This window comes from Ruegeria aquimaris (genome assembly GCF_025751555.1).
Lineage (GTDB): Bacteria > Pseudomonadota > Alphaproteobacteria > Rhodobacterales > Rhodobacteraceae > Ruegeria_B > Ruegeria_B aquimaris.
Window position 1 is genome coordinate 41,439 of record NZ_JAOWLB010000017.1, and the last position, 20,862, is coordinate 62,300.

At 63.8% G+C, this 20,862-nt stretch carries 26 protein-coding genes; 23 read left to right on the forward strand and 3 right to left on the reverse strand.

Annotated features, from left to right (window positions below):
* Window positions 1-244 precede the first annotated feature (244 nt).
* Together OE747_RS18780 and OE747_RS18785 are read left to right on the forward strand one after the other, a co-directional pair.
* Window positions 245-487, forward strand: coding sequence for a type II toxin-antitoxin system ParD family antitoxin (locus OE747_RS18780; protein WP_008336111.1), 243 nt, complete (start codon window positions 245-247; stop codon window positions 485-487).
* A gap of 5 nt (window positions 488-492) precedes the next feature.
* On the forward strand, window positions 493-813 hold the full coding sequence (locus OE747_RS18785; protein WP_008336095.1) for a type II toxin-antitoxin system RelE/ParE family toxin: 321 nt from the start codon (window positions 493-495) through the stop codon (window positions 811-813).
* A 14-nt stretch (window positions 814-827) separates the two neighbouring features.
* On the opposite strand, the gene OE747_RS18790 is transcribed toward OE747_RS18785, so the two are convergent.
* Complete coding sequence (locus OE747_RS18790; RefSeq protein ID WP_040885992.1) at window positions 828-1,055, reverse strand: hypothetical protein; 228 nt, start codon at window positions 1,053-1,055, stop codon at window positions 828-830.
* 245 nt (window positions 1,056-1,300) lie between these two features.
* Between OE747_RS18790 and OE747_RS18795 the strand changes: the two genes are divergently transcribed.
* Genes OE747_RS18795 through OE747_RS18860 form a run of 14 tightly spaced genes read left to right on the forward strand, consistent with a single transcriptional unit; the run spans window position 1,301 to window position 12,596 of the window.
* Window positions 1,301-1,627: a hypothetical protein gene (locus tag OE747_RS18795; RefSeq protein ID WP_040885981.1), complete on the forward strand. Its 327-nt coding sequence runs from the start codon at window positions 1,301-1,303 to the stop codon at window positions 1,625-1,627.
* Window positions 1,584-2,267, forward strand: coding sequence for a lytic transglycosylase domain-containing protein (locus OE747_RS18800; protein WP_043872336.1), 684 nt, complete (start codon window positions 1,584-1,586; stop codon window positions 2,265-2,267). The genes OE747_RS18795 and OE747_RS18800 overlap by 44 nt, the downstream gene beginning before the upstream one ends.
* Complete coding sequence (locus tag OE747_RS18805; RefSeq protein WP_051693698.1) at window positions 2,264-2,578, forward strand: TrbC/VirB2 family protein; 315 nt, start codon at window positions 2,264-2,266, stop codon at window positions 2,576-2,578. The genes OE747_RS18800 and OE747_RS18805 overlap by 4 nt, the downstream gene beginning before the upstream one ends.
* A 9-nt stretch (window positions 2,579-2,587) precedes the next feature.
* Window positions 2,588-2,866, forward strand: a complete 279-nt coding sequence (locus OE747_RS18810) for a type IV secretion system protein VirB3 (RefSeq protein ID WP_009574151.1) — start codon at window positions 2,588-2,590, stop codon at window positions 2,864-2,866.
* Window positions 2,856-5,240 (forward strand): VirB4 family type IV secretion/conjugal transfer ATPase, encoded by a 2,385-nt coding sequence (locus OE747_RS18815; RefSeq protein ID WP_263830050.1) that lies wholly within the window; start codon window positions 2,856-2,858, stop codon window positions 5,238-5,240. Before OE747_RS18810 ends, OE747_RS18815 begins: the two co-directional genes overlap by 11 nt.
* Entirely contained in the window at window positions 5,237-5,452 is a 216-nt protein-coding gene (locus OE747_RS18820) for a hypothetical protein (RefSeq protein ID WP_018001735.1), read from the forward strand. Before OE747_RS18815 ends, OE747_RS18820 begins: the two co-directional genes overlap by 4 nt.
* 4 nt (window positions 5,453-5,456) lie before the next feature.
* Entirely contained in the window at window positions 5,457-6,623 is a 1,167-nt protein-coding gene (locus OE747_RS18825) for a lytic transglycosylase domain-containing protein (RefSeq protein WP_008336088.1), read from the forward strand.
* The gene (locus OE747_RS18830) at window positions 6,620-7,417 is read left to right on the forward strand and encodes a type IV secretion system protein (protein WP_008336087.1); all 798 of its coding nucleotides are present in this window, start codon (window positions 6,620-6,622) and stop codon (window positions 7,415-7,417) included. Before OE747_RS18825 ends, OE747_RS18830 begins: the two co-directional genes overlap by 4 nt.
* 14 nt (window positions 7,418-7,431) lie before the next feature.
* A complete protein-coding gene (locus OE747_RS18835) occupies window positions 7,432-8,079 on the forward strand; it encodes a virB8 family protein (RefSeq protein WP_008336086.1) in 648 nt (215 codons plus the stop codon).
* Window positions 8,076-8,777, forward strand: coding sequence for a TrbG/VirB9 family P-type conjugative transfer protein (locus OE747_RS18840; protein ID WP_263830051.1), 702 nt, complete (start codon window positions 8,076-8,078; stop codon window positions 8,775-8,777). Before OE747_RS18835 ends, OE747_RS18840 begins: the two co-directional genes overlap by 4 nt.
* Window positions 8,774-10,099: a TrbI/VirB10 family protein gene (locus OE747_RS18845; protein ID WP_263830052.1), complete on the forward strand. Its 1,326-nt coding sequence runs from the start codon at window positions 8,774-8,776 to the stop codon at window positions 10,097-10,099. The genes OE747_RS18840 and OE747_RS18845 overlap by 4 nt, the downstream gene beginning before the upstream one ends.
* 1 nt (window position 10,100) lies before the next feature.
* The gene (locus OE747_RS18850; RefSeq protein ID WP_263830110.1) at window positions 10,101-11,135 is read left to right on the forward strand and encodes an ATPase, T2SS/T4P/T4SS family; all 1,035 of its coding nucleotides are present in this window, start codon (window positions 10,101-10,103) and stop codon (window positions 11,133-11,135) included.
* Between the two features lie 16 nt (window positions 11,136-11,151).
* Window positions 11,152-11,571 carry a hypothetical protein gene (locus tag OE747_RS18855; protein WP_263830053.1) on the forward strand — a complete coding sequence of 140 codons (420 nt, stop codon included), beginning with the start codon at window positions 11,152-11,154 and terminating at the stop codon, window positions 11,569-11,571.
* A complete protein-coding gene (locus OE747_RS18860; RefSeq protein WP_263830054.1) occupies window positions 11,571-12,596 on the forward strand; it encodes a type IV secretion system protein in 1,026 nt (341 codons plus the stop codon). Before OE747_RS18855 ends, OE747_RS18860 begins: the two co-directional genes overlap by 1 nt.
* Before the next feature lie 129 nt (window positions 12,597-12,725).
* Here OE747_RS18860 and OE747_RS18865 read toward each other — a convergent pair whose 3' ends face one another.
* Window positions 12,726-14,084, reverse strand: coding sequence for an ATP-binding protein (locus OE747_RS18865; protein ID WP_263830055.1), 1,359 nt, complete (start codon window positions 14,082-14,084; stop codon window positions 12,726-12,728).
* Window positions 14,081-14,740 carry a response regulator transcription factor gene (locus tag OE747_RS18870; RefSeq protein ID WP_263830056.1) on the reverse strand — a complete coding sequence of 220 codons (660 nt, stop codon included), beginning with the start codon at window positions 14,738-14,740 and terminating at the stop codon, window positions 14,081-14,083. Before OE747_RS18870 ends, OE747_RS18865 begins: the two co-directional genes overlap by 4 nt.
* A gap of 145 nt (window positions 14,741-14,885) precedes the next feature.
* Here OE747_RS18870 and OE747_RS18875 point away from each other — a divergent pair, with 145 nt between their 5' ends.
* The 7 genes from OE747_RS18875 (at window position 14,886) to OE747_RS18905 (ending at window position 20,760) form a co-directional block, all read left to right on the forward strand.
* Complete coding sequence (locus OE747_RS18875) at window positions 14,886-15,212, forward strand: PepSY domain-containing protein (protein ID WP_263830057.1); 327 nt, start codon at window positions 14,886-14,888, stop codon at window positions 15,210-15,212.
* A complete protein-coding gene (locus tag OE747_RS18880) occupies window positions 15,205-15,870 on the forward strand; it encodes a cytochrome b/b6 domain-containing protein (protein WP_263830058.1) in 666 nt (221 codons plus the stop codon). The genes OE747_RS18875 and OE747_RS18880 overlap by 8 nt, the downstream gene beginning before the upstream one ends.
* 167 nt (window positions 15,871-16,037) lie before the next feature.
* Window positions 16,038-16,544, forward strand: a complete 507-nt coding sequence (locus tag OE747_RS18885; protein ID WP_263830059.1) for a hypothetical protein — start codon at window positions 16,038-16,040, stop codon at window positions 16,542-16,544.
* 148 nt (window positions 16,545-16,692) lie between these two features.
* Window positions 16,693-17,067 (forward strand): PepSY domain-containing protein, encoded by a 375-nt coding sequence (locus OE747_RS18890; RefSeq protein WP_263830060.1) that lies wholly within the window; start codon window positions 16,693-16,695, stop codon window positions 17,065-17,067.
* A 63-nt stretch (window positions 17,068-17,130) separates the two neighbouring features.
* Entirely contained in the window at window positions 17,131-17,601 is a 471-nt protein-coding gene (locus OE747_RS18895) for a DUF2271 domain-containing protein (protein ID WP_263830061.1), read from the forward strand.
* Between the two features lie 11 nt (window positions 17,602-17,612).
* Entirely contained in the window at window positions 17,613-19,820 is a 2,208-nt protein-coding gene (locus OE747_RS18900) for a PepSY domain-containing protein (RefSeq protein ID WP_263830062.1), read from the forward strand.
* On the forward strand, window positions 19,801-20,760 hold the full coding sequence (locus OE747_RS18905; protein WP_263830111.1) for an FAD:protein FMN transferase: 960 nt from the start codon (window positions 19,801-19,803) through the stop codon (window positions 20,758-20,760). The genes OE747_RS18900 and OE747_RS18905 overlap by 20 nt, the downstream gene beginning before the upstream one ends.
* Window positions 20,761-20,862: the final 102 nt, after the last annotated feature.

Consider the following 20,862-nt stretch of genomic DNA (forward strand, 5'->3'; position numbering starts at 1 on the left):
ATGGCATTTCAATGCGGCCACGAAAGCGGTCATGGAAGAACAGGCCGCATGAGCCCGTCACACGGCGAGTCGCAGCGCTCATGGTCTCGGGAATGGCAGAACGGAAAACTGTCTCGCCTGGTTCCCCGGCGGGAATCCGGGCGCAGAAGGACGGGGTGGAGCAACGAGCCTATGTTGGGACCGAACATGACCTTGAAGATTTATGTCAGTATCTGATACGATTGAGCATGGATAGGAGAGTCTGATGCCAAACGTCCACCTGACCGAACCGATGCAGAAATATGTGCAGGCGCAGATCGAGTCCGGCGCTTACGCCAATCTGAGCGAAGTCGTGCGCGCCGGCGTGAGGATGCTGATGGAGAAGGACGGCGCGCGGCAGTTCTACGCCCTAAAGGCCGACCTCGAGATGGCAGCCACCCTGGCCGAAAATGGAGACTTCGCCGAGTTCGATGCCCAAGCCTTCGAACCGGATGCGTTTGATCGCTGACCCGCATGACTATTCGGCTTTCCAGTCGGGCCACGTCCGACCTTGAAGAGATCCGTGCCTACACAGTCGAGACCTGGGGGAGGGACCAATGGCTCGTCTATTACCGCCAGTTGGTCACCGCCTTCGAGCGGATCACCGGGGATCCCGACCGGGGTCGGGACAGGAGTCTCTTCGTCCCCGGGATGCGGTCCGTCAACTGCCAGCGTCACGTGATCTTCTACAAGCGTCTCGATGTGGCGGAAGGCGCGGCAGTCATCCTGCGCATCGTGCACCAGCGCCGCAACATGCCCGCGCTCGTCTACTACGAGGATCTCGACGGCGGATAAGCCCATGCGTTTCCTCATTCCAATAGCTCGACTAGTCTTCCATAGTCTTCACTGACCTCGCGCGCCTCCTGAAACGCGCGGGCGCGCTCGGCATCAAGACAGCGGAAGTAGTCCTGGATGTCGGCGATGTAGCCCTCAAAATCAGAACGCAACAGATCGGCATGGGCACGCATGTCTTCTTGCGACTGAGGCAAGAACGGTCGTTCGGGAGGTACGCAATCTGCCGCCGCGGCTATCGGCATGCTTCCAAGCAGGAACGCGAACAGCAACGGTGCGTTGCGCGCAATAAACAAGCGCAGGGCAAAACTCCTTTGCCGCCTTTAAGATTATCATTCTGTCGGCTATCACCGTTATCGGAGCAAGGCGAACTTCGTCAACACGTTATTATTGTCTTGCTATCATTAATGTTGTTTTGTATCGCTCACGGTGTTGCGACCCCGTGGGCCTGATACTGCACCCAGGCAGAACAAGGACCCAAGGGAAGGCCATGATAGAAGAAGCCCCGAATGTGGTTACAGAAGACGGACTGCGCGGCTTGCTCGCCGAGGGCTACCTCATTGAGGTGGTCTGCAAGGAGAGAGCAGAGAAGCGCCATAACAGCTGGTACGGCTCGTGGGTCATCCGCGCCGTCGCCACTGATGGGCGTGACGATAAGATGCTCGTCACCAGCCGAAGCGTCCTCAAGCTCCGCGACTTCAGAACCATCGTTGGCCTTGTCAGTTTCCTGGCCGACATGGGCTGTACGACCGCTAGCATCCCACTTGAAGAAGGTGGCCGCGAGCGCCACGCCGCGCCTCCGGTCAAAGGCAGCTGACCGCGCGACTGCGCTCGTCGTTGCTTTGGGTACAGGCGTTTGTTCCGCGCCCCCGGCCCTGGCCGACGGTTTCATCTTTTCGGTTGGTCCAGACGGCCAATTGATTTCCTCTTCTCAAGAGGCAAACGGGCGCCTTTTTCTCTTCGCAGAACCTCGCGTTCCTGACGCAACGAGCGAGACAGCGATCCCGGCACGATCCGCCGCCCGCGCCACTCCAGAAATCCTCCATGCGATCGAGACCACGGCTCTGCGGTATGCCGGGCATGGTGCGCTGCGTCGCGCAGGGCTTTCAGTCACTGATTGGGCGCTCCTTTACCGGGCCAATATCGAAGTCGAGAGCGCATACAATCCGGCTGCACGTAGCCCTGTCGGTGCCATAGGCCTCGGGCAGCTTATGCCAGATACTGCCCGCGACCTCGGCGTCGACCCACATGACATTGCGCAGAACCTCGACGGATCAGCCCGCTACTTGCTGATGATGCTCGACCAGTTCGGCGAGGGCTCTCTGGCCCTTGCGGCATACAACGCTGGCCCTGAGGCGGTCACACGCCACGGCGGCATTCCCCCTTTTCGCGAAACCCAAGGGCATGTGGCCCGTGTGACCGCCGTGTTTGAGCGGCTCAGAGGAGATCTTTCATGACATCGAGAAAACGTCAAAGCGTGCTCCGCACGCGGGCGATCACCGCGTCCGGCGCGATGGCCCTTATAGTGCTGGCGGGTCCAGCGCTTGCGCAGAGCATTGACCTCTCGCCGGTGCAGACCCTGCTTCAAGGCATTGTCGATGCGATCACCGGTCCCTTGGGGATCGTGATCGGAACGCTTGCGCTGATCGGGGTGTTCCTTTCCTGGCTCTTTGGCATCCTCGACTTTCGTCAGGCGCTCTGGGTCGTGGTTGCAATCGCCGGCATCGCCGCAGCACCCACCATCGTCGCCGCCATCTGGACCACCTGAGCTCCATCCATGGCTGACCAGTCCCGCGTGTTCATCGGTCTTCTCAGGCCACCCAAGCTGATGGGCTTGCCGATCATGTACGCAATGGTCTGGCTCTTCGGCTCGACGCTTCTGTTCCTCTGGGTGCAGAGCTGGGTGGTGGCTGTGTTCGCGGGGCTGGCCTGGCCGGCGCTTTGGAAAGCCGCGGACTGGGATCCGAACTTCCTCGATGTCCTGGTGATCACCCTGCAGGAAACCCCGCCCACGACGAACCGCAAGCTGCACGGAGGCGACAGCTATGCCCCGTGATGGAATTGCCGATGAGGTTGAGAACGCCATCGATCCGCTGACCGCGCTACCCGCATGGGTCAAGGGCGAGAAGCGGCTCTCAATGATGCTGCCTTATGTGAGCCTCGTGAACGACCGAACGATCCGGACACGCGGCAACGAGCTGATGCAATGCATCCGCCTCGAAGGGGTGAACAGCACCACGAGCGAGGACGGGCATCTCGACCGGATCGGAGGGTTGCTGGCTGGCATCGTCGCGCAGGTCGGGACCGAGTTCTCATTCTACCTGCACAAGGTCTCGAAAGCGGTCGACGTGACCCTGCCGCCCATTCCGGGTGAGGGGTTTTCTGCCGCCGTCGACAAACGATGGCACGCGCATCTCGGCCGCGCGGGCTTGCGCGACAAGACGCTGACCCTGACGGTGCTGAAGCGACCTGAGACCGGCAGCCGCTTGCCGTTAGGACTTGGGGCGTCTCGCTCGCGACATGCGGCCGACACCACCCGCCGCTTGCGCAAGCTCGACGAGGTCGTGGGGTTTCTGCTGTCCTCCTTCGACGAGTTGAAGCCCCGCTTGATGGCCGCCAGCAGCGGCAAGCTTCTGGGCTTCCTCGGTTCACTCAACACAGGCGAGGAGCACCCGCTCTTCCCCCGGTCGCGCCTCGGTGTGATCGCCGAGGACGTCGCAAATACCCGCGTCACCTTCCGCGGCACGACCATCGCACTCTCGGACGGTGCCGTCGGCGACAAGCTCGGGGCGATCTTTGCGGTGAAGAACTACCCCGCCAAGACCGATAGCCTGATGCTCGACGAGTTGAACTTGCCCGTCGACATGGTGGTCACGCACTCTTTTGTGCCGATCAACGCCAACATCATGGCGGGCCGGATCAAGCGGCAGCTGCGGCTAATGCAGGCCGCCAATGACGGAGCCGTCAGTCTCGCCCAGGAACTGGAACTCGCGCAGGACGATCTGGAATCCAAACGCCTGATCTTCGGCGAGCACCACATGACCGTGGCCGTCTATGCCCGCACCCAGACGGCGCTTGACGATATCGCGGCCGAAATCCGCAACATCTCCGCCACTTCCGGGATCAACCTGATCTCGGAAGCCTTCGGGGCGCGGGCGCATTTCATGGCGCAGCATCCCGGGAACACAGGGGCGCGCAGCCGCAAGGCCGCAATCACGAACCACAACTTCGCCGATCTCGCTACCTTCCACCGCACCCCGCTCGGAAAGACAGGGCGGGAAGTCCCCTGGGGCGTGCCGATCACGCTCTTTCCGACACCCGAGCGCAGTGGTTTTCGCTTCAACTTCCACGAACAGGGCGCGCCGGATCGCGAGCCCACGGGAGGCCACACGCTGATCCTCGGCCGTCCCGGCTCCGGCAAATCCGTCCTGGCGGCTTTCCTGATGACCATGGCACGGCGGGCAGGTGCGCGAGTCTTCGTATTCGACTATCGCGCGGGCATGGAGATGGCCGTCCGCGCGCTCGGCGGCAGCTATTCGACCGTGCGGGCGGGGCGCCCCACGGGCCTCAATCCGCTCCAGACCGAGATCGACGTGCGGGGCCAGGCATGGCTTGCTGATTGGCTCGCGAGCCTCTTGGAGCGGCGCGATCGACCGCTAACCCCGGTTCAGACCAACCGATTGCAGGAAGTCGTGCGCCAGAACGCGAGCGCAGGACATGCGGGCCTACGAAACTGGTCGGATTTCGCCTCGCTGCTGGTCTCGACCGATGACGAGGGCGATCTCTTCGAGCGTATGCAGGAATGGACGGCCGAGGGTCGCTACGGCTGGATCTTCGGGGCCAATGCCGAGGACAGTTTCAGCATCGATGGAGACGTCGCGGGCTTTGACCTCACCGGCATCCTCGATTCCGAGAGCGAGCGGGAACGCATGGCGGTCCTGTCCTACCTCTTCCGCCGGGTCGAGCGGGTGATCGAGGACCGCAAGCCCACCATCATCGTCATCGACGAGGCATGGAAAGCCCTCGACAACGCCTATTTTGCGGAGCGGCTTAGCAACTGGCTGGTGACAGCCCGCAAGCAGAACGCCGTCGTCGTGATGATGACGCAATATGCCAGCCAGCTCGAGCGCACGCGCACCGGCAAGACCATCGTGGAAGCGGTGCCGACCCAGGTGCTCCTGCCCAACATTCGTGCTTCCGCCGCTGACTACGCGATGCTCGGCCTGACCGAGAAAGAGCTCGACGTGCTTCTGGGCGTCGGCTCGGCCTCGCGGCTCGCGCTTGTACGCGACGACCGTGGTTCCGTCGTGATCGATGCCGATCTCAGCGCGCTCGGCCCGCTCGTGACCATCCTTGGCGGAATGGAGAAGGGCGAAGCGCTTGTCGGCGCCGATTATCGCGAACGTCCTGATTTCTGGAGAGTGACATGACCCGTACCATCATTCGCAGCGTCGTGCTGCTCGGGCTCGGCCTGACCCTGACAGCCTGTGCGCAGCATAACCCCGCAGAGGCCAACTGCTTCAATTTTCGCGAGGCTCCTGCGCAGGCAGGGACCGCCACCGCCACGATCTCGACCATGGGGGCGGAGGTCACGCGCCGCGACACGGCCTGCGATTTCGTCCTCTTGGGGGCGGGCAGCTGAGCCAATGCGGACCTGGCTTCCTCTCTCGATGATCGGCTTTGCACTGGCAGGTCCCACGGCGGGGCCAGCGGTCGCCCAAGGCGTGCCGACCTTCGATCTGCGCCTCTTCGCAGAGCGGCAGGCCATCCTTGAGCAGACCGATCGGGACCTGGCACTGCAGCAGGACCGGCTAAGCCGCGAGGAGGAACTGGCCGAGATCGAGCGCCAGCAACTCGCCTCCCTCGAAGGGCTGATGGATGCCATGTCGCTTGGCGCTGGATACGTGGCCGAAACCGTGGCGGGGCTCGAGGCGGGGCAGGGAGCGGTAGACGACGTCGAAAGCGCGGCCGCCAGTCTTTATGCGCCCGAGGACACCAATCCAGCGGCAGCGCGGATGTTCGGCGATGCCCGGGAGGGGATCGAGGAGCTGATCATCCGCGCAGCACGCGACACCCATAGTCTGTCCGGGATCGGCCGCGCAGGTCTTTCGCTCGTGCAATGGCGCTGCCTCCTGCAGGCGCTGATCTGGCAGGAAAGCCGTTTCCAGATCGGGGCACGCTCACCCGTGGGGGCGTTCGGCCTCACCCAGATCATGCCCGGTACCGCAGGCGATCTCGGGATCTACCCGGCCTATTACGACGATCCCTATCTGCAGGTCACGGGCGGTGCGCGATACCTCGCCCAGATGCTGAACATGTTCGATGGCAACATCATCCATGCGCTCGCCGCCTATAACGCCGGTCCGGGCAATGTGCAGGATTATGGCGGTGTGCCGCCCTTCGCGGAAACCCAGCATTATGTCGTGGTGATCCCGCAGCAGTACAACAGCTACCTCGCGGCCGTGGGCGGCATCGATGCGCTCGGCACCATCGACCCTGTGCTCCTCGCCAACGCGAGTTTCAGCCTCTCGGCCCATGGCGCCGGGGTCTATGGCGATTATTCGCTGGTCTCGGTCCGTGCCGCCGCCCTGCGCGTGCAGGACATCATCACCCGCATCGGTGAGACCGAGGATCTCCACGAGGCCATCGCGCTCAACACCTATGCCCGGGCCGAACTGGCCCGGCTGGTCGCAATCCGGACCCGGATCAAGGCCGCCCGAACCGAGCCACTCAGTGCCGAGCAGATCGCCTTGGCGGCGGCCCAGGCTGCCGAGCGGCAATTCATGGATTTCAGTCAGGAGGATTTGCGTTGAACCTGCGCCTGCCCCGTTCCCTTTTCGCCGGTAGCATCGCTCTCGCGCTTGCCCTCAATGTCACCGGACCTGCCGCGGCACAGGGTGTGCCCACGGTGGACACGCAGAACATAGCTCAGGAAATCCGCCAGCTCCAACAGATGCTGCAGGATTTCGGGATCCAGACCGATCTTCTGGACAATGCGTTGGAGCAACTGGACATGCTGCAAAGCCAGCTCGATCAGCTGAACGAGATGTATGCCTCGCTCACCGGGCCGCGCAGCATCCTCGGGCTTGCCATGGGCGGGGACCTCGACACCTTGCTTGAGGCCAACTTCGAAGACATCCCCGGCCTGATCCGAGGCATCCAGGCGGGCGATTGGAGCGCGCTCATCGGGCCCAATGCCGGGCCCATGCGCACGCAGATGGAACAGGCGCTGGCAAGCGCCGGGTTCGACGAGGATTCACTCCGCGAGATCGCCACCAGCGGCAATCCGGGCGCCGAAGGCGTGGCCACGCGGGCAACCACAGGTGCTGTGATGTCGGCGGCGGCGCAGAACAGCCACGCAGAGGCGGAGCAGTCTCTCGAACGGGTGGAACGTCTGGTCGAGATGATCCCCGACATGGAGGATCTCAAAGCCTCGATGGATCATAACACACGCGTCACGGCGGAACTCGCCATCGCCATGACCCGGATGTGGGAGCTGGAAGCGATCCAAACCCTAGGCGCAGGCAATGCAGGCGTGGTTGACGCCGCCACCGTTGCCGAAGAACGCCGCTACATGGACTTCACCTTGCCGGATCTTGAGCCATGAGTGGGGCAGGGGTGATGACTGCGCGCGAGCTCGTGGAAGAGGAACTTGTCTACGGTGCCCTGCGCCGGGAACAGCTTTGGCGGATGATCGGCATTTCCGGGGCAGGCTTTGGCGTATTCGGCTGTTTGACGGCTGCGGCTGTCGCGCTGATGGTCGAGACGCCGCCTCCCGTGGTTGTCCCCTACGATCCCGCGACCGGGATGGCGCTCCCCAATGCCACGGTTGAAACCGTGTCGCTCGCCGAACGGCCTGCCGTGATCGAAGCGCAAATCTACCGCTACATTCTCGACCGCGAAACCTACAACCAGCTCGACAACGATCTTCGCGTCCGCCGTGTCCTCGCACAGTCCTCCGGATCGGCCGAAGCCAACATGCGCGCGATGTGGACATCGGGGCAGGACAGCTATCCGCCGACGCGTTACGGGGCTGCGGCCGAGATGGCCGTTGAGATCGCATCGATCACCCTTATTGGCGATAACCGCGCCCAGGTGCGGCTCAGAAAGCGCCTGACAAGCCCGCAAGGGGTACAGGATGGATCGTTCACTGCCACGTTGATGTTCGAATTCCGGCCCGAGCGGACCCGCGCGATCGACGATGTTTGGCAAAACCCTTTCGGCTTCACCGTTACCCAATATGCCATCCGATCGGACCGTTCCGAATGACTAGCACTCCAATCTCTGCGCTGCTGGCCGCCAGTATTCTCGCGTTCGCGGGAACGACTGCTTTGGCCGAAACTACGCCCCGTCCAGGTTCTCATGACAATCGCGTGCGCGTCGCGACCTGGACTGAAGGCCAGGTTTACCGTGTCGTCACGACTCTGACCCGCGTCACCACAGTCGAATTCGGTGAGGGTGAAACCATCCGCTCGATCATCGCCGGCGATACGGTCGGGTTTCAATTCGACGGTGTCCCGGGTGGCCGTGCCTTCGCCATCAAGCCAACAGCATCTGGCGTCGCCACCAACATCACCGTCTACACCAACCGTCGCTCCTACTACTTCCATGTCGCCGAAGCCCGGGAGACGCCGCATTATGTCGTTCAGTTCCGCTATCCTGAAAACCACGTGCAACCCACCAGGGCGGTTGCGGCCGATGCGCCGAATGCGAACTATGCGGTCAGCGCCCGAGAAGAGTTCACGCCGACGGCCATCTGGGATGATGGTACCTTCACGTATTTCCGGTTCGCACGGAATGCGCCGGTGCCCGCCATCTTCCGTTATTCGAACGGCAGGGAACGCGCGGTGAACAGCCAAGCCTTGAGTAACGGCGTCATCCGCGTGTCCGGCGTCAACCTACAATGGGTCCTTCGCCTTGGCGAAGAGGTGGTTTGCGTCCAGGACGCAGGACAGGCCACATCATGACCGAAGGTACGGAAGACCTCGCCGCGCGCCTCGCGGCTCTCGAAGGCTCGACAGGCAAAGCGAAGGCAAGCAAGCGGCCTGCGCCGCTTGCCGCGATCCTTGGGGTCGTCGGCATCGCGGCAGCAGGCGGTCTGGCATGGGCTGCCCTGCAGCCGTCAGCAGAAGCACCAATGGCGACCGCCGCGCCGGAGGAGTTCCAGAGCAGCGGCCCCGGATTCGGAGATTTGGCGCCGATTTCTGCCCCGCAGCCCAGCCAAGCCCCGCCTGCGGACACAGGTCCGAGCGAGTCGGAACTCGCGCTGATGGAAAGTCTTGCGACATTGAGAGCGGAACTCGAGGACCTGCGCGCAAGACCGGCCGAGGCCGCAGATAGCGGGGCGGAGCAGGCGATTGCGGACCTGACGGCGCAAATTGCCACCTTACAGGAAGCATCCGCCGAGGCTCAGCGTGCCCTCGAGCGGCAGCTGACCGAGCGGGATCGCGAATTGAATCAGCTCCGCATGGACTTGGAGCTTGCACGGCTTGTACCACCAGAGCCGACCTCATTGGGACCAAGTGAAGAAGAATTGCGGCTGGCCGAACTCGAAAGGCGGCGCGCAGCCGAAGCTGAGGCCCGCGCAGAGCGCATCGCGTCTCCTATGATCGCGTTCTCCGGGATGGGCGCGGGTGCGGATAGGGAGAATACGCTGGAAGCCGCGCGTCTGAATGCAGATGAAGCCTTTGTTCGTTCGGGCGCGCAACCAGCACAGGTGACACGTGCCGAAGTGATCGCGAACCCATCGAACACGGTTGTTCAGGGCACCATGATTCAGGCTGTGACAGAGACGGCCCTCGACAGCACACTGCCCGGCGCGATCCGCGCCATCGTCTCGGAAGACGTCCATTCTTTCGATGGAACGCGTATCCTGATCCCGCGCGGCGCGCGGCTGATCGGGCGCTACCGCTCCGATGTCGCACTCGCCCAATCGCGCGTCATGGTGGCATGGGATCGGATCATCTTGCCCGATAATCAGACCGTGCAGATCAGCGCCTTCGGTGGAGACGAACTCGGCCGTACTGGCACCACCGGGTTTGTCGACACCCGTTTCGCGCAACGCTTCGGCTCCGCCGCGCTGATCTCCTTGATCGGCGCCTTGCCTGCGGCTGCAGCGGGTCAAATCGACAGCGAGGCGGCGGCCGATGTTGCGAGTGATGTCGGCACCGACCTGCGCGATAGTACGCAAAGCGTGATGCAGGACTATCTGGCGATCCGGCCAGTGATACATGTCGATCAGGGCACACGGATCACGGTCATGGTTGATCGTGACCTCGAGATTTTCTGACATGGCTGCGAGTTATCTGGAAGCGTCGCTCGACCGTTTCGGCCCCGAGGTCCTGCGCGACGACACGATCGAGATCTGCATCAATCCCGACGGACAAGTCTGGGGCGAATTCCAGGGCGACCACTTCATGCGAGGTCTCGGCAGCCCGCTGAGCCCAACCGAGATCAAGGACCTCGGCAACCAGATTGCCTCCGCCGCCTCGACCACACTCAGCACCAAGAAGCCTATCGTCTCGGTCTCGATCCTATATCGAGATCGCCCGATCCGCGCGCAGGTGATCCAGCCGCCGGCAGTCGAGGGCGGGTTTTCAATATCGTTGCGGTTCTTCTCCTCCCTGCCGCTGGAGGCAATTCGGCTCGGCTTCCTCTATGGAAAGGTGCGCAGCCTCGAATGTCTGCGGCGCGAACGAAACGCCGCGCTGCGCAATGTGGTTGCCTCCGGCGACATCGACGCCGCGCTGCGCTTCTGCGTCGAGAACAAGCTCAACATGATCGTTTCGGGCGGCACATCGACCGGCAAGACGGTCGCGGCGCGCAAGATCCTTTCGCTGATCCCGCCCGAAGAGCGGATCATCACCATCGAGGAGGCGGCCGAGCTGCGCCCCGAGCAGCCCAATGCCGTGACGTTGATCGCGGACCGGGACACGGATGCCCGCAGTGCCGATGTGCTCTTGGCCTCAACGCTTCGCATGCGACCCGACCGGATCGTCCTGGGCGAAGTCCGCGGGCGCGAGGCGATGACGTTTCTCGAGGCAATCAACACCGGCCACGGTGGATCGCTGACTACGCTGCATGCCGAGACCCCACAACTTGCTGTCCGCCGCCTCGCCATCGCCGCCCTGAAAACCGATGTGCCAATGACCTACGCCGACATGATCGATTATATTGAGGGCTCGATCGACGTGATCATTCAGGCAGGCCGCCATGAAGGCGCGCGCGGGATCACCGAGTTCTTTCTCCCGGGCCAAACCACAGATTTGAACCTCGACACGGTCGACGGCAGAGGCAACAAGAGTCCCTCCGTTGCCGCTGAGTAAGAAAGGAACCCCCCAGATGCGAAAACCAATCCTCGCAGTCATGCTTGCCGCCCTTGCGGGCCCACTTGTGGCGCAGACTTCGCCTCCGATCTCAAACGATCTCACGGTAGATATGTCGCCTCAACAATACCGGATCTGCAACGATCGTCCGGCGCGCCCGACCTGGATGGACGAAATCAATCCGCGGGAAGCTTACAAAGCGCTGACGCTGATGGACCTTTATGAACTTCGGGCATGGGAACAGATTGTCGAGACAGGCAACTGTGGTTGCGATGTCCGCTTCCCGTCCTGGGAAGATGCCTCTGAGGAATTCGATGAAAAGCACCTTCTGGACTCGGCTGCGGAACACACAACCGCGCAGCGGGACATCAGAAGGCAGCGGAACGATCTACGGTTGGCAGTTCAGGAAATTTGCGAAGCTCAGGGCAACTGGTAATGGGCGTCGTCAGCTGGATGGTCGGAACCGCAGACGCGTTCCTTGTCGATGCGGCCGAGTCCCAGTTCGGGGCCGTGGCAAGCAATACCGGCACGATCGTCCTGCTGATGGTTACCCTCTCTCTGATTGGCGTCTGCATAAACATGGCATTCCAGTTCCGCAGCATGGATGGGGCCAGCTTCTTCTGGTATCTCATCAAGCTGACACTGATAGGCCTCTTCGCCTTCAACTGGGTCAATTTCAACGCGGTATCCAGCGCTGTGATCGGGGGCCTCGACTATGTAGCGGGCGCGCTGGTGTCGTCCGTTGGCGGGGGTGGCGCAGGCGCAACCCATTTCGCAGGAGAGTTCGACAACCTGATCGAGCGCTTCGCGACATATCTGAACGCGATCGGCAGCAATCTAAACTGGATGACAGGCGCGATCTTGGGTGGGATCGGCCTGGTGCTCCTCAGCCTCCTTGGCTTCATGACCGGGATCGTCCTCATCTTCGCCAAGATGATGCTGACCCTGATGCTGGGCCTCGCACCAATCATGATCGCGCTGTCGCTCTTCGATGCAACCAAGGATTTCTTCCATAGGTGGGTCTCGACGACGGTCAGCTATGCCTTCTACCCCATCGTCATTGCAGCGATGTTTTCGACCGTCGTCGGCATGGCGAATTCGCTGCTGGCCCAACTCGGTGACCCAAACTCGGCAACCAACATCGGCGCGCTCGTACCGTTCTTCGTCATGGTCTTTCTGGCGAAGGGTTTCGTCGCAGCAACACCCCTGATCGTGCGCGGTATCTCGGGTAACCTGATGGTGGCGGTGGCACCCGCTGTTGTTACCGGATCTACCGGGATCATGCGCGGGCTCTTCAATACGGTCGGCGTCAAAGGCAGGGCGAGAATCGGGGCACTGACCACTGGAGAGGCGATCGGGCGAGGCGTGGTGCAGAGTCCCGCAGTTGTGCGGAGTGCTGCAGTGACGGCCAGCGCTCAAGTAGTCAGGATGGCTGAGAGAGCCAAGCGGTTGCATCCATGATTGGCCGGGGCGGTTGACCTAGAAACTGACCTCAATGCTTGGGTTGTTGACGGTTGCGGAGATGCGAAGCACCTATTTCGTGAAGCTTGAGCGGGCACTGAACTGCCGATGTCTCTGTATTTGCCCCGACTATGCATCGAACCTCTCGGAACGGATCGTCACATCAGTCGGCAATCTGAGTGACGCCTGAAAACCGGACGACTCGCCTGGGCGCGGCGACTTCAGAAAGAGCGAGCTTCCAATCCGATTCGCAATGGCCGCGACGATCGCGAGCCCGAGTCCGCTGCCATCGGCGCTTGCATCCGCCCGCTCGAACCTTGATGTCAGACGATCGAGGGTTTGGCGCAGCAGGACCGGACCGTCATTTGAGACAATCAGGTGGCCGTCGTCCGTCAGGATCACCTCGACCGGCGCATTTTCCGCCCCATGACGGAGGGCATTCTCCACGAGGTTTCGGCACAGAATGGCGAAGGCGTCGGGGTCGATGTCGGACATGACGGCTGTACTCGGCAGCGTCAGCACTATGCGGTCCTTCGCACTGGCGCGCTCGAGATCGTCCACCACAACGCGGGCGATCACCCTCAGGTCCGCGCTCCGGTCCATCCGCAATCGCCCGCCTTCGGCACGCGCCAGCTGCAGGAGGCGCTCGGAAAGACGCGTCAGGCGCTTGAGCGTCGCCTCGATCTCAGTGGCACGCGCTTCGGTAGCTGGCTCACCCGTCTCCGACCGAAGCCGCTGCGCCTGTGCTATCGCGCCCGCCAACGGCGTCCGCAACTCATGAGCCGCATTTGCTGCAAAACTCCGCTCGGCTTCGAAAGCGTCGTGCAATCGGTTTAGCAGACCGTTCAGCGTTCCGGCTAGTGGGGCGATCTCTATCGGCAAGTCGTCGGCGGGGACCTCTGACAGGTCGCGCGCGCCTCGAGCGCCGAGTCTTTCACGAAACCGGCGCAGCGGATCGAGGCTAAAGCGGACCGCCAGGAAAATAGCTGCAAGCGCGACCGGCAGGACGATCAGCAGCGGCAGGCCGAGGCCAATCTGAATCTCCCGCGCGACCGACGCGCGATGCGCCAGCGGCTCGGCCACGGTAATCCGGATTGTACCCTGCAGCGCCGCGTCGCTGTAGAGCCTGTGCGTCGCGGTCTGCCGAAACCCCGGTCCGTCGTAAGGCGGGAACAGGGCAGGGTCTGCGGCATGCGACTGCAGCAGGATACGCCCCTCGGCATCTCGAACGAGGTAGGTGAAGAACTCGTCGTGCTCCCGAATCGGCGCGAGCCGCTGCGTCACCCCCTGATCTTCCCGCCCGACGATGTCGGTCACGGCCAGCGGCAAGATGCGCTCTGCCGTCTCCCGCAAGGCGCTGTCGAAGACCTCGTCGAGCTCGCCCCGGACAATCACGGCCGTCACCGTCGCCGCGAGCAGCCAAAACACCGTCAGCGCCAGGCCAAGCGACAGGCCGAGTCGGCCCTGAAGGCTCGCGGGCCATCTCATGGACGGCCCAGCCTGTAGCCCATGCCGCGCTCGGTCTCGATGATCGCGCTCCCCAGCTTCTTGCGCAGGCGGCTGACATGGACCTCGATCGTGTTGCTCTCAACCTCCGTATCGAAGGCATAGAGTTTCTCTTCCAACTGCGCCTTGGAGAGGAGTTGCCCGGGACGCGAGAGGAAGGCCTCGAACAGTGCCCATTCGCGGGCCGTCAGCTGGACAGGCTTGCCGTCGCGGCGAATATTCCGTGCCGCGAGATCAACCACAAGCGATCCATGCGCGACTAAGGGGTTCGGATTGCCGCTGTAGCGCCGCGCGACCGAGCCGATCCGCGCCGACAGTTCGGCAAGGTCGAAGGGTTTCACGAGGTAGTCGTCGGCGCCGGCGTTCAGCCCTTCGATCCGGTCAGAGACCTGGTCGAGCGCGGTCAGGATGATCACCGGCGTCACGTCGCCGCGTGCGCGCAAGTCTTTGAGAAACATGATGCCGCGCCCGTCCGGCAGCATGAGGTCAAGGAGGATCAGGTCGTAGGGCGTCGTCCTTGCAGCGTCGCCGGCGGAATCAAGGCGTGTCACCCAGTCCACCGTCTGGCCATCGGCCGCGATCTGGTCGCGCACCGCGGCACCAAGCACCGTGTCGTCTTCGATCAGCAGAATGCGCATGTTCGGTCCTGTACTGTTCCAATAACCCTCCATGATCCGCGTGGCTGACACGAAGCTGAAGCCGGTGGGCCAGACCCCTTCAGGCTCCCGTCAGCTTCGTCGTGCATGAACGGTGTCAAGATGGCCTCATGGAGGAGTTTGACCCATGAAGAAGACGTTGACAATTCTCGGCTTTCTGGCCGTCTTCCCGGCCGGTGCCGCACTGGCGGACGACGACTGCTTCGTGCCGATGGCGAATTGGCAGCCGCGCGACGCCGTCGCCCTGCTGGCCGAGGAGAACGGCTGGACGGTGCGCCGGATCAAGATCGACGACGGCTGCTACGAGATCGACGGCCGCGATGCCGAGGGGCGCCGAATCGAGGTCACCGTTCATCCCGCGACGCTTGAGGTGATCGAGTACGAATACGAAGACGAGGACGACGACGGTCGGCGTGACCGGAATCGGACTCGCGAAGGAGGCGACGATGACTGACGCAACTACGCATGAAAACCCTGAAATGGAAACCGTGCCGACCGGCACCGTCCGCGTCTGGGACCCGCTGCTGCGGATCTTCCACTGGGGCCTTGTCGCCGCCTTCACCGTCGCCTGGCTGACGGCGGATGAATGGCAGACCACGCACGAGGTCGCGGGCTATACCGTCGCGGGCCTCGTCGCATTCCGGCTGGTCTGGGGCCTTGTTGGCAGCCGCCATGCTCGGTTTGCCCGGTTCGTGAGGGGGCCTCGTAAAACGCTCGCCTATATCAGTGACATGATGCGGGGGCGCGAGCGGCGCTACCTCGGTCACAATCCGGCGGGTGCCGCCATGGTCGTGGCGCTGCTGGTGACGCTCTCGGGCACGTCCTTCACCGGCTGGCTCATGGAGGACGAAACCCGCGTGGCGATGCTGCCAGCCATGCCGTCCATCGTGGCTCCGGCATGGGCGGATGACGACGAGGACGCGCAGGGTCAGCGTGGCGATTCCGAAGACGCGCTGGAAGAGGTGCATGAAACGCTGGCCAACCTGACGCTCCTGCTCGTGGCGCTGCATGTGGCCGGGGTCGTGCTGGCGTCCTTCCGGCACCACGAGAACCTGCCCCGCGCCATGGTCACAGGCAACAAGCGCGCGCCCGGCTCCGGCGATATCGTCTGACCTGCGCAGACCCCTGCGCCGTCGTCCCGTCGGCCGTACCTGGCCCCGCTTTCCCCGGCGGGGTCTTTTTTCTTCCTGACGACAAACTGAAGCATGAATCGCGGTTCCGTCAGGAAGGCCTCAGGCAAGGTTGTGACATTGGGCACATCAATCAAGAGGAGGCTGAAATGAAAAAGACCCTGATCGTCGCTGCAGCCCTGTCGGCCTTTGCAATTCCGACCCATGCGGCACCCAATGAAACCCCCTACGCCCTGAGTGCAGTGCACGCCGATTTCCAGGCCGAACTCGAACGGACGGCAAGACTTCCGGGCGAGGTCGGTGCGGCAGCGGGCGTTACCGCCGACCTCATGGCACCGCATAACGCGGCGCAAGAGCGACTCGTTCTGCCGCTGCTCGGCTGGGCAGATACCGTCGCCAGCGGGCGGGAGGCAAAGATGCCGGACCTTCCCGACCGGACGCGCATCGAGGCAGAGCTGTCGCAACTTTACGACCGTGACGTGGACCTCGTCACGGCGCTGGTCGAACTTTACGCCGCGGCGGATGAGGCCGGAGACGCGGAAACCGCGCGGCTCGCTGAGAGAATGATCTGGCACCAGACCAGCGACGTCGAAGTGCTTTACCCCGCGGCCCTGTTTGTCGAGGCGGCCATGAGATCGGCAACAACAGACGACTAAACGGAGCGGGACGGAGCCAAGCAAGGCCGGCTGACGCAGCCGGCCTTTTCATTTCTGACAGCAAGCTGAAGCCGAAATCGCTGTGGCGTCAGGAAGCCCTCAGGTCGGCGCTCCAGATAGGTCTCAGCAGATAAAAGGAGACCCTGCCATGAAAACCACCCTGACAGCAATTGCTCTTGCAGCCCTTCTGCCCGCCGGCGCCGTGCTTGCCGACGATGACGATTGCAAGGCGCCCCGCGACACCTGGCAGCCGCGCGAGGCGGCGATGCAGCTGGCCAAGGCGAACGGCTGGACCGTGCAGGACTTCGAGGTCGACGATGGTTGTTACGAGATCGAGGGCCGTGACCGCGACGGCCGGGAGATCGAGGTGAAGCTCGACCCGGCGACGCTGAAGGTCGTCGAGATGGAATATGAGGATGACTACAACCGCAGCGCCCGCAACCCCGCGCCAGCGGGCGCTGTCGCGCCGCCGGCAAACGGGCTCTTCGAGGGCGGCACCCCGCCACAGGTGAAATCCAACTGACCCACCCTTGCGGCGGGATGGTCCCGCCGCGCCGTTCCTGTTCGTATCCTCGGGAGAGAGACCATGAAATCCCTGCTTGCATCCCTCGCGCTCACCACCGCGCTGACGCTTCCCGGCCTCGCGATGGCACGGCCGGTGACGCTCACCACGACTCTCAACAATTATGGCGGCGACGGGGCCTATCTCGCGCTCTACGTCACCGATGCCTCGGGCGCCTATGTCGGAAGCCTCTGGATGGCTGGCGGCAAGTCGAAATACTATGAACATCTGAGCGACTGGTATCGTGCCACCGGCGGTGATCCCGCGCAGATCAACGGCATCACCGGTGCCAGCGTCGGGGCTGGTCGCACGCTCGAGATCACGCTTGACCTGGCCGATGCGCTCTTCGACGCGGGCTACACACTGCATGTCGACGCCGCCGTCGAGGAGATGCGCGACAGCCCGAACGAGGTCGCAGTGCTGCTCACCACTGATGGCGCGAGCACACCGGTGAGAGGGCGGCGCTACATCGCCAGCTTCACCTACGACATGTGAGGAGCGGGGCCATGGTTCGTGCACTCCATCGCTGGCCGGGACTGCTGGCCCTCGCGCTCGTCACCGTGCTCGCCCTGAGTGGCGCGGCGCTGTCGGTCTTTCCTGCGGCCGAGCGCATCGCCGCGCCGCAGGCAGAGGCTGGTCTGTCCGTCGCCACACTCGCGGACCGCATCCAAGCCGTCTATCCGGGCGTCGAGCAGATCCGCCGGTCGCCCTCAGGTCGGATCACCGCCTACTGGTTCGATCAGGGTGCGCCGGGCGCCGCCGTGATCGACCCGGCGACGGGCGAGGGCGTGGCCTCGGCCGACCCGAACCAGGCCGAACGCTGGCTGACCAACCTGCACCGGTCGCTGTTCCTCGGGGATGGCGGCCGCATCGCCATGGCCGCGGGGGCGGCGGCGATGCTGGTCCTTTCGCTTACAGGCGCGGCACTGGTCTTGCGTCGGACGGGCGGTTGGCGACGCTGGTTCGCGCCTCTGCGGGGTTCATTCGTGGGCAGATTGCATGTCGAGATCGCGCGGAACGCGGTCATCGGCCTCATTCTGTCTTCAACCACAGCCCTCTGGATGACGGCGTCGACCTTCGATCTGCTTCCTGACGGCGGCACCATGCCCGCCTTCCCGGCTGAAGTGAGTGGCGAGACGGGGACTGCTTTCAAGCAGATGAGAACCTTGCAGCAAACGCCCGTCACCGAGCTGCGCGAGCTGAGCTTTCCTTATCCCGGCGATTCGACGGACGTCTTCACGCTCAAGACCGAGCGGGGGACCGGCTATCTCGATCAGGGCACCGGCGCTCTGCTGGCCTGGTCCGATCTGACCGGGTGGGAGCGCGTCTCGGAAACCGTCTACATGCTGCACACCGGCCAGGGCGCGGCAACGCTAGGGCTGATTTTAGGGCTCATGGCGCTCGGCGTGCCGGCGATGAGCGCGACCGGCGTTCTGATCTGGTTGGCCGGGCGGCGGGGGCGGCCGCGCATTCGGGGCAACCAGCCCGCGGGGCGCGCCGAGACGATCCTGCTCGTCGGCAGCGAGGGCGGCAGCACCTGGGACTTCGCCGCGACCCTGCACGCTGCCCTGACCGAGACCGGGCAGAAAGTCCATGTCGGGCCGATGTCGGCCTTTGCGCCGCACCGCTACGCTGCAGCCCAACGGATCATCGTACTGGCGGCGACCTATGGCAACGGCGCGGCGCCGGCATCGGCCCAAGGGTTCCTCGATCGATTGGGCGCCCTTGACGCTGCACCGGACATGCCTCTGGCCGTGCTTGGCTTCGGCGACCGCAGCTTCCCGGCCTACTGCGCCTTCGCCAAGGCCGTTGCGATAGCGGCACAGGCGACGGGCTGGCAGGAGCTCCTGCCACTCGACATGATCGATCGCCAGTCGCCGCAGGATTTCGCTCGCTGGGGCAACCTGCTCGGAGAGGCTCTCGGACTCGATCTTGCTCTGTCGCATCAACCGGGCCTGCCAAAAACCCAGACGCTGACCCTCATCTCAAGGCGGGATTACGGAGCCGCCGTGCAGGCCCCGACCGCGATCCTCCGCTTCGCTCTGCCGCGCGTCTCGCTCTGGCAGCGTCTGACCGGGGCCAGGTTCGCCCGGTTCCAGGCCGGCGACCTGATCGGGGTGCTGCCGAAAGGAAGCGCCGTGCCGCGGCTCTACTCTCTTGCCTCCACGCGGCGCGATGGCTTCATCGAGATCGTCGTGAGAAAGCATCCCGGCGGCCTCTGCTCGGGCCAGCTTGTGGCACTGCAGCCGGGCGACACGGTGACCGCCTTCCTCCGCCGCAACCCCGCTTTCCGTCCGGGCCGGGGCCGGACGCCGTTGATCCTGATCGGCGCCGGGGCCGGCATCGGGCCGCTAGCGGGCCTCATACGAGGCAATGCGCGCCGCAGGCCAGTCCACCTGTTCTTCGGCATGCGGCATCCCGACAGCGACTTCTTCTATGGCGAGGAATTGCCCGCCTGGCAGGAAGAGGGGCGTCTGACCTGGCTGGTCACGGCCGTCTCGCGCGGGATGCGACCGCACTACGTGCAGGACGCGCTACACGCCGAGGCAAGTCAGGTCGCGGAACTCATCCGCAACGGGGCTCGCGTTATGGTCTGCGGCGGGCGCGAGATGGCGGCGGGGGTGGCCGATGCGCTGGCGGAGATTCTCGCCCCGAGCGGACTCACGCCCGCGGTTCTGAAGGCGGAGGGGCGCTATATCGAAGATGTCTACTGAGTTGAAACGCATCGCCCTGAACGGCCCGACTATGAGCACGCGCTGGTCCGCGCTGCTCTTCGCGGAACCGGGTTTCAACTCCAATCTGCTCAGTACGGCGCTGCAAGCGGCCGTGGACGAGGTGGACACTCAAATGTCGACCTGGAACGCGGGCAGCGACCTGATGCGTCTCAACACGGCGCCGGTGGGCGACTGGGTTGCGGTTCCCGAACGCCTGCGCGCGGTCCTGCGTCTCGGCCTCGAGATCGGCCGCGCCTCGGGCGGGGCGTTCGACATTGGCATGGGCGACGCGGTGACGGCCTGGGGCTTCGGGCCGGACACGGCGACACCCGAGGCCATCCGCGCGGCGAAGGGTGCATGCCGTCGACCGGCGCATGAGGTTCTGGAAATCGACGGCGCCCGTGTGCGCAAGTATGCGCCCATTGCGCTCGATCTCAACGGTATTGCCAAGGGCTACGGCGTCGACCGGCTGGCCGAAACCCTGCGCGACTACGGAATCGCTGACGCCCTCGTCGGAATCGACGGCGAGATGCGGGCGATGGGGCTCCGGTCGGATGGCGAGTCGTGGACCATCGCGGTTGAGGCGCCGGACTCTGCGCGCCGGACGCCGCATTCGATCCTCGCGCTGCAGGATGCCGCCGTCGCCACCTCGGGCGATTACCGCCACTGGGTCGAGGTGCAGGGACGCCGCCTGTCCCACACCATGGATCCGAGGCGGGGTGCGCCGCTGATCGTCTCGCCGGCCTCCGTCACCGTGGTGGCCCAAACCTGTGCCGAGGCCGATGCCTGGGCGACGGCCCTGATGGTGGCCGGGCCTGAGAGAGGAGCCGAGCTTGCAAAAAGATGCGGAATCGACGTCCTGTTCCTGATGCGCGATGATGCGGGCCACGCAAGGGGCGTGAGAGTCGGACGACTTTTTTCGGAGAGCCAGGGCCGATGATTGCCGGATCCGCTTAGGGCCAGCCGATATTGGTCGCTTTAACAAGCACCTCCGATGACCTTTGCGATCAATCCTGTCAGGCTGATTGGCTCTATTCGTACG